We start from the raw sequence: 8032 nt of genomic DNA, 5'->3' as shown, positions 1-8032 counted from the left end.
AGTGAGCCTGATGGACTTCCACGGCAATATCGAAGTGATGCTCTTTAGCGACAGGGTAGAGCAACTCGAAGCGATGGATCTCGATGAGCCGATTGCGTTCAAGGTCAAGGTAACCCACACCGAGATGTTCACCCGTATCAGCGTCACGAAAATTATGACGCTGAACGAAGCGAAAAAAGAGGCGAAAAAGGTAGAGACCAAGATCGTTGAAAATCTCCCGCCGCAGGAACCGTTGCAACTGCGTATCCGCCTTAGCGATAACCTCGAAACATTAGAGAAGCTCTACACCCTCGTCCGCCGTCATCCGGGACGCCGAGAGATCAAACTCACCATCGTTTCGAAACTCGCAGATGTCGTTATCGATTCGGCGATACGGGTTGATAATAAGGTGATAGAAGAGATAAGTATTTTGGAAGATGTGGATGTTATATAACAATCTGCCATATTTTGGAGTAAATCTTCGTTCAAAGCTATACTATTTATAGATTTGCGCGAAGGAAAATGCAATGGAAAAACAACTGATTACCTCTCTCCATAAAAGCTTCGAAGATGCGGTGCATGAACAAGAGGGTGTAGAATTTTGGTATGCTAGAGAGCTGATGGGGCTTTTGGATTATACCAAATGGGATAACTTTAAACAGGTTATTGAAAAAGCAAAAATGGCATGTCAAAATTCAGGACAATCGGCTTTAGATCATTTTCCCGACGTCGGGAAAATGATCGAGACAGGCAAAGGAGCCCATCGAGAAGTCGATGACATTATGCTCACCCGTTATGCCTGCTATCTCATCGCTCAAAACGGCGATCCTCGCAAAGAACGGATCGCTTTTGCCCAAAGCTATTTTGCACTACAAACCCGCAAACAAGAACTTCTCGAAGAACGTATTGCCCTCTCTGAACGTCTCGAAGCCCGTCAAAAACTCACCGCTACCGAAACGGAACTCTCTAAAAATATTTATGAACGGGGTGTGGATAATCAAGGGTTCGGACGTATCCGCAGTAAAGGCGATTATGCACTATTCGGTGGGTATAATACACAAGAGATGAAAGCAAAGATGGGGATGCCCGAAAATCGTCCCATTGCAGATTTCCTCCCGACAATCACGATCAAGGCAAAAGACCTTGCGACCGAGATTACCAACTATAATGTCAAAGCGCGTGATTTATTCGGTGAAGTACCGATTACGCATGAACATATCAAAAATAATAGTGAAGTTCGGGAATTATTGGGTAAAAGCGGGATTAAACCCGAAGAACTTGCTCCCGAAGAAGATATCAAAAAGTTCGAACGCAGAGTGAGGGCAAATGATAAAAGATTAGCACAAAGCACTCAAAAAATAGAGAATAAGGAAAAAGGCTAATGCGCGAATTTAACGAAGAACTGATCAATTTTATCGATGCTTCTCCGACTCCGTTTCATGCGGTGGCATGGATGAAAAAAGTGTTGGAATGTCGCGGATTTATCCGTTTGGAAGAGGATCAGGAGTGGAATCTCGAAGAGGATAAGGATTACTACGTTACCCGTAACGATTCTTCGATTATCGCCTTTACCTATCCGCCGTGCGTGGAGAAAGGGTACACCATCGTCGGAGCCCATACCGATTCTCCTCATCTGCGTCTCAAACCCAATCCTCTAACGACTTCGGCAGGGGTTAAACGATTGGGGGTGGAACCTTATGGCGGAGTATTGCTAAACCCGTGGTTTGATCGTGATCTAGGGTTGGCAGGACGGATTGTATACCTCGAAGGTGAGACACGTAAAGAGGCTCTGATCAATATTGATCACCCTATCGCTTTTATCCCCTCACTTGCTATCCATCTAGACCGTGAAGCCAACAGCTCACGCTCTATCAATGCACAGACCGACATTGTCCCGATCATCGCCACAGGTGAGGTCGATTTTGAGACCTTTCTTCTCTCTAAGATTCAAAAAGATACGACCTCTCTTACCCTTTTAGCCCATGAACTTAGTTTTTATGATTTGCAAAAAGGATCTTTTGTCGGGATCAACGGGGAATTTATCACCTCGGCACGTTTGGATAATCTCCTCAGCTGTTATGTCGGGATGAATGCTTTGCTCGAAACCTCTTATCCTATGATGTTAGCGTGTATGGATCACGAAGAGGTGGGAAGTGACTCCCATGTAGGGGCAGGGGGGACATTTGTCGAAGAGACGCTTCGCCGTATCGCAGGGGAGAGTTTTACGACTCTGATGCGCCGTTCCCTCATGGTATCGTGTGATAATGCCCATGCACAGCATCCGAATTTTCCGAGCAAGCACGACTCAGAGCATGCTCCGCTTTTGAATCAGGGTGTTGCGGTCAAGATTAATTCCAATCAGCGTTATGCAACGTCTGCACGGACACAGGGGCGGTTTGTTCAGTGCGCGAGGGCGCTTCATATACCAATCCAAACCTTTGTCACCCGCAGCGATGTGGGATGTGGCAGTACGATCGGTCCGATCACCGCAACCCGTTTGGGGATTGAGACGATCGATGTGGGGGTTCCAACGCTCGGTATGCACTCTATCCGTGAACTTTCCGGTATCTGTGATGCTTATGGACTCTACCGTATTTTAATGCATGTGGGCGATTTTTAATGTCTGAGGCTATTTCCCCCGCAGAACTTAAAGCCCTTATCGATCAAACCTACAAGGTTGAAGAGGAGTATGTGGCCCTTCGTCAATCGTACGATTATTTGCAATCGACGATTGAACAGGTGATCGAATTTCTCCCCAATGCCATTTGGATCGTAGAGAAGGACGGGACGATATTTCTACAAAATTCTCAGGCTAAATCTCTGAGCTCATTGTTTGAAACGCTCCGATTCGGGGAAGAAGATTATGAGGTACATTTCGAAGAGCGATCGTATCTGATTAAATCGGTTCACCATAACGAAAAGCATCTTTTTAGTGCAACCGATATCACCGAACAAAAGCGCAAAGAGAACCTTGCAACCATGGGGCAGATGGCGGCACATTTAAGCCATGAAATCCGTAATCCTGTGGGCTCGATTGCTCTGCTCGCATCGACGTTGATCAAAAGAGTTATCCCTGAGAACCGTCCTATTGTGGAAGAGATTCAAAAATCCCTCTATCGGATCGAGCGGATTATCAAAGCGACATTGATGTTTTCTAAAGGGGTGAGTGCTCAGAAAAACAGGCTTCATTGGAATCAAATTCGTGAAGCGTTGATGAGTGCTATCGGTTATTACAGTTATGCCAAAAATATTGAATTTGTATTTCCCCAAGAGGATTTTGAACTTTTCGGGGATTTAGATTTATTAACGATGCTTTTTTCCAATTTTGTTTTTAATGCGATTGATGCTATCGAACTGGACGAAGAAGATGAAGGAAAAATCGAAATACTCCACTCCCAAGAGGGCTCATTTCACCTTTTTGAGGTCTATGACAGCGGAATAGCTATCGAGAACAAGAAGTGGCTGTTTGAAGCATTTAAAAGTACGAAAGAACGAGGCAATGGTTTAGGACTGGTATTGGCTAAAAATATCGTCGAATCGCATGGCGGAGAGATTGGGGTGTGTGAGGGGGAGCGCAAAGGATTTCGTTTTACCCTCTCATTTTAATTCAATGGCTTAGGCTCTCCCAGATAATATCCTTGGAGATAATCAATTCCCAGCTCTTTACATTTATCATAGACCGCTTCAGAATGGACAAACTCGGCTACCGTTTTAAGATTCAGCCGTTTGGAAAATTCGGTAACGGCGGTTAGAATGGTTTGCGCATTGGTATCGGTATCAATGTTACGGATGAGTGAACCGTCGATTTTCAGGATATCGACATCGAGCCGTAAAATATGGGCAAAATTGGAATATCCGGTACCAAAATCATCGATAGCGATGCGACAGCCAAACTCTTTAACTTCGGCGATAAACAAAGAAACTTCCTGATAATTTTCGATTCCTTCACTCTCTAAGAGTTCAAAAATAAGTCGTTTTGCATGAGCGGTAGAGTGAAGCTTACTAAGTAAAAACTGTTTGGTATGTTTATCAAAAATATCATCTACAGAAAGATTAATAGAGTATCGGTGCGGAGTCGTTTCGAGCATCTTAAAGACTTCTTCAATAACAAACTGTGAAATGAGCGGGTAGAGACGCGATTGCTTCGCAACCGGGAGAAAATTGTTCGGAGCAATGGTTGAACCATTGGTATCGATCATACGGATCAGAGCTTCATATTCGACTAATTCTCCGGTTTTTGAGTCAAGAATTGGTTGATAATAGAGAACAAACCGTTTTTCTTCGATCGCCTCTTTGACTTTTTTGCTCCATAAAATATTATTTTGATACTCTTGTTTGATTTGCATAGTCTCATCGTAGAGCATGTAGCTAAGATGCCGTTTTTTCGCGGCTTTTAACGCCATATCCGCATTAGCGAGGAGATTACTAGAATTGGTCGTACGATTTCGCAGGGCGATATCCATCCCCATCGTTAATGTGACATAGATACTGGCTCCATAAATATTGTAATATTTAGATTCCAAATGGTGGATAATTGAGAGGCGAGAATCTTCAAGCTGGGTTAAACTCATTGGCTCGGTGAGGGCGATTGCATACTCATCCGAGGGCATTTTATAAAGTTTCATAGAGAAATCTGCAATTGCTTCTTGGATAGAGTGTGTGAGTGCAAGGATCGTTTCATCTCCGATGGCATGACCGTAAAAATCGTTGATCTCTTTGAAATTATCGATATTTAAAAGGATAAGGGCATAAAAGCGGCTGGAATGGATATCGCGGATGAGAGCATTTCGATTAGGGAGAGAGGTGAGATGATCACTATGAAGCTGATGGGATAATTTTTGATTCAGTTCTCGGGTAACTTGAGCATCACGATCGATTCGACGGATTAAGATTTGAAAACCGTAATGTAAGACGATCCCGATAACCGCTAACAATACAAAGCTGATGATGAGTAGATTTCGAAGTTCTCTTTCATATTCACGGACATCTGCTGTAATGTCAAATGCGCAGGTCATCATGGCTATGACTTCATTTTTGTAGTTGGTTAGAGAGCGTGAAGCGATCACATAGTCATGAACATTGATCGTATAACGACTGCTTTGTTCAAAGTTGAAATTTGAGGGGAGCTGATCGAAAAGAGAGTCATTGGAGGAGACAAGTGAATAACCGTGGTAGGTGATATGGTTTGATTCAGGTAGCAGATTTTTAAGTTTTTTGGTATCAAAAGCAATGGCACTTTTAATACCTGAATGGGCATCCAGCCGTTTTTGAACACGGTCGATTTTGGCAACGGTTTGGATAATGCCGATAAATGTTTTATTTTTAAAGATCGGTACAATCGTTACGACGGAAACATCGTAAATAGTAACGTCCAAACTTGTAACACTTTTACGAGTATTAATAGCGTGAGCCAAGATTGGCCGTTTGTGTAAAATATTATCCCCATATTTTTTTGGCTCTTGAAGGCGGAGAAAATGTTCACCGTTAGCACCGACAAATCCGCTCATATCGACTTCGCCGCGAGCTTTTGCCTCTTCGAAATAGGGGAGGGAGAGTTGATAGAGCTTTTCACGATCTTTTGCGGCAAACGCATCGACAATTTCTCGGTTTCCGGCAAGTTTGAATGCTAATTCATTAAGCCCTTTTTGGGTATCAAGCATTGCCAGATCATAGGAGTTGCGTAAAAGGGCACGGTGTGCGGAGGTTTTTTCTTCGAGTACTTTTCTCTTATCCTGAACAATTGTGACAATAAAAACGATAATGAGCAATACTACAATACTCATAGCATAGAGTATCGCACGTTGTTTCGTTTGTGTCACAATCATAACCTTTTCTTTACCTATTCATTATCATTATAACATAGGAGAAAGGCTCTTATGACGAAAAAATAGTAAATGATTAAGCAATCTAACTTTTCGGGAAGAGAATAGAGCCTAAACGGACCATAGTGGAACCGCATTCGATAGCCATTTCAAAATCACCGCTCATTCCCATAGAACAAACGCTAGCTTGAGGGAGGGTTTCAAAAATACGGCGGGTTGTCTCAAAACTTTTACGGACAATGGCAGGTTCTTCCACGTGTGCTCCGATAGACATTACCCCTTGCAGATGCAATCGTGGGCACTCTTGCATGATTTGAGCGTATTTTTCATTGATCTCTTCGGGAAAAAATCCGCTTTTGGACTCTTCATAGGCCGAATTGATCTGAATTAGAGCACGCAGTGTCATATCCTCTCTTTCCAGACGCTCATTCAGGGCTTGGGCGAGTTCCAGCGAATCGATAGAGTGGAGGAGATGGGGGCGTACACTTAGAAGATGGTTGATCTTGTTTTTTTGCAACGTTCCGATGAAATGCCATTCGATGGGGAGTTCATTCAATGCTTCGCTTTTAGTCACGAGGTCTTGTACTTTATTTTCTCCAAAAGCTCTTTGCCCGATAGCATAGAGACTACGGATCGCCTCCGCATCGACGTATTTGCTGGCGGCAACAATTTTGACAATGTGATGATCGTTTACCCGTAAACGGGCTTTTTCAACACGCTCGATAATGCGGTCAAATGAGAGTTTTTGCTCCAAAGTTGTCATTGCATTAACCTCGTAATATCGTTATAGAGCCCCAAACTCATGAGTCCGAGCAGTATCATCCATCCTCCGATTGTGAGTTGGGTAATAACTGCTTCACTCGGAGCTTTACGGCGGATCATTTCGTAGAGATTAAACATGATATGCCCACCATCGAGTGCGGGGATAGGGAGGAGATTGAGGACTCCGAGATTGACGGAAATCAAAGCGGCAAAGAAACAGAGACTCATCCATCCGTACGCCGTTGCGTCGGCGGTGATTTGAACGATACTGACAACTCCTCCGACCTCTTTAGCCGGGACAACTCCCGTGAGGAGTTTTTGGACGCTTTGAAAAATGAGAAAGGAAGTTTCATACGTTTGTTTGGATGCGTAAGAGAGCGTTTCGGTGAAACTCAGATCGAGCGTATGGGTGACACCTGCGGGGGCGATACCAACCATACGTTGCTGGATTTTTTCTTTGAAAAGATTGGTTGTCTCGCTAATACGAGGAGTGAGAGTGATAAAGTGGCGGCTATCGTTGCGATCGATCACCAATGTCATTGTACCCTGAGAGGTTTTGATCGATTCAGAGAGCTCATCCCATGCACTAATAGCATCACCATTAATTGAAAGTACTTTGTCCCCGTTTAGCAAACCGGCTTCCTGTGCAGGCGAATCTTTAACAATTTTACCAATAACAGGAGAGAGCGCTTGAGGACCACCTAACGCGATGGCATAAAAAAAGACCCAGGCTAAGGCAAAGTTTGCCAGAGGCCCTGCGAGTAGGATTATGATCCGTTGCCACGGTTTTTTAGTGGTGTAGCTGTCATTATCACTGCTGATGGCAGTGGGATCGGAATCATCTTGCCCTTTCATCTTGACATAACCGCCTAAGGGTATTGCGGAGATTTGCCATTGCGTTCCGATCCATTGAAACGAGAAGAGTTTTTTACCGAAACCGATGCTGAAGACTTCGACGTAGACACCGAAAAAACGGGCGGCACTGTAATGCCCGAGTTCATGGAAAAAAATGAGGGCAGAGAGGACGAGAAGAGCTACTAACCAAGACATATTAGAGTTTTCCTTTATAGGCTTTAGCAAATCCGACGAGGTATTCAGCTCCCGAATAGATCGTAAGTGTGACCGCTATCCAGAGTAAAACATTCGCAAAAGGCCAATGCATGAGTAAAAATCCGATCGCGATCATCTGAGCGACAGTTTTGACTTTACCCGCCATCGATGCGCTGACATCGATTCCCTCAGAGACAGAGAGGGTACGAAGCCCGGTGATAAACAGCTCACGGACGATGATGATGTAGATTGCCCACGCCGATGCCGCTCCACTCATCATCAGCCCTAAAAATGCGGCGAGGGTGAGCATCTTATCGGCGAGCGGATCGAGAATCTGACCGACAATAGTGATCTGATCGAGTTCACGTGCGACATAACCGTCGAAAAAATCGGTTACCGACGCGATGACAAATAACAAT

At 44.2% G+C, this 8032-nt stretch carries 7 protein-coding genes and 1 pseudogene; 4 read left to right on the top strand and 4 right to left on the bottom strand.

What is annotated here, in order from left to right; all coding sequences use genetic code 11:
- The 4 genes and pseudogenes from A3G19_RS03800 to A3G19_RS03785 form a co-directional block, all read left to right on the top strand.
- Window positions 1-433: pseudogene (locus A3G19_RS03800) on the top strand (DNA polymerase III subunit alpha); the annotation flags it as partial.
- 73 nt (window positions 434-506) lie between these two features.
- The gene (dinD, locus tag A3G19_RS03795; RefSeq protein WP_294870656.1) at window positions 507-1361 is read left to right on the top strand and encodes a DNA damage-inducible protein D; all 855 of its coding nucleotides are present in this window, start codon (window positions 507-509) and stop codon (window positions 1359-1361) included.
- Window positions 1361-2599 (top strand): M18 family aminopeptidase, encoded by a 1239-nt coding sequence (locus A3G19_RS03790; protein ID WP_294870654.1) that lies wholly within the window; start codon window positions 1361-1363, stop codon window positions 2597-2599. The genes dinD and A3G19_RS03790 overlap by 1 nt, the downstream gene beginning before the upstream one ends.
- Window positions 2599-3585, top strand: a complete 987-nt coding sequence (locus A3G19_RS03785) for a HAMP domain-containing sensor histidine kinase (protein ID WP_294870652.1) — start codon at window positions 2599-2601, stop codon at window positions 3583-3585. The genes A3G19_RS03790 and A3G19_RS03785 overlap by 1 nt, the downstream gene beginning before the upstream one ends.
- Here the strand turns inward: A3G19_RS03785 and A3G19_RS03780 are convergent.
- From A3G19_RS03780 to pgsA, 4 genes are all read right to left on the bottom strand, one after another.
- A complete protein-coding gene (locus tag A3G19_RS03780) occupies window positions 3582-5798 on the bottom strand; it encodes an EAL domain-containing protein (RefSeq protein WP_294870650.1) in 2217 nt (738 codons plus the stop codon). The genes A3G19_RS03785 and A3G19_RS03780 overlap by 4 nt on opposite strands.
- A gap of 88 nt (window positions 5799-5886) precedes the next feature.
- Window positions 5887-6564, bottom strand: coding sequence for a YggS family pyridoxal phosphate-dependent enzyme (locus A3G19_RS03775; protein ID WP_294870648.1), 678 nt, complete (start codon window positions 6562-6564; stop codon window positions 5887-5889).
- A complete protein-coding gene (gene rseP, locus A3G19_RS03770) occupies window positions 6561-7613 on the bottom strand; it encodes an RIP metalloprotease RseP (RefSeq protein WP_294870646.1) in 1053 nt (350 codons plus the stop codon). Before rseP ends, A3G19_RS03775 begins: the two co-directional genes overlap by 4 nt.
- Before the next feature lies 1 nt (window position 7614).
- The coding region (gene pgsA, locus A3G19_RS03765) for a CDP-diacylglycerol--glycerol-3-phosphate 3-phosphatidyltransferase (RefSeq protein ID WP_294870644.1) at window positions 7615-8032 on the bottom strand (418 nt) is incomplete at its 5' end.

Origin of the sequence: Sulfuricurvum sp. RIFCSPLOWO2_12_FULL_43_24 (assembly GCF_001829605.1) — a bacterium.
Classification (GTDB): domain Bacteria; phylum Campylobacterota; class Campylobacteria; order Campylobacterales; family Sulfurimonadaceae; genus Sulfuricurvum.
The sequence above is the reverse complement of the archived record's forward strand: the minus strand, read 5'-3'. Positions and strand labels throughout refer to the sequence as shown.

Coding starts and splice junctions, on each gene's coding strand:
- dinD (WP_294870656.1), top strand. CDS start 507: ATGGAAAAACAACTGATTACCTCTCTCCATAAAAGCTTCGAAGATGCG.
- A3G19_RS03790 (WP_294870654.1), top strand. CDS start 1,361: ATGCGCGAATTTAACGAAGAACTGATCAATTTTATCGATGCTTCTCCG.
- A3G19_RS03785 (WP_294870652.1), top strand. CDS start 2,599: ATGTCTGAGGCTATTTCCCCCGCAGAACTTAAAGCCCTTATCGATCAA.
- A3G19_RS03775 (WP_294870648.1), bottom strand. CDS start 6,564: ATGACAACTTTGGAGCAAAAACTCTCATTTGACCGCATTATCGAGCGT.
- rseP (WP_294870646.1), bottom strand. CDS start 7,613: ATGTCTTGGTTAGTAGCTCTTCTCGTCCTCTCTGCCCTCATTTTTTTC.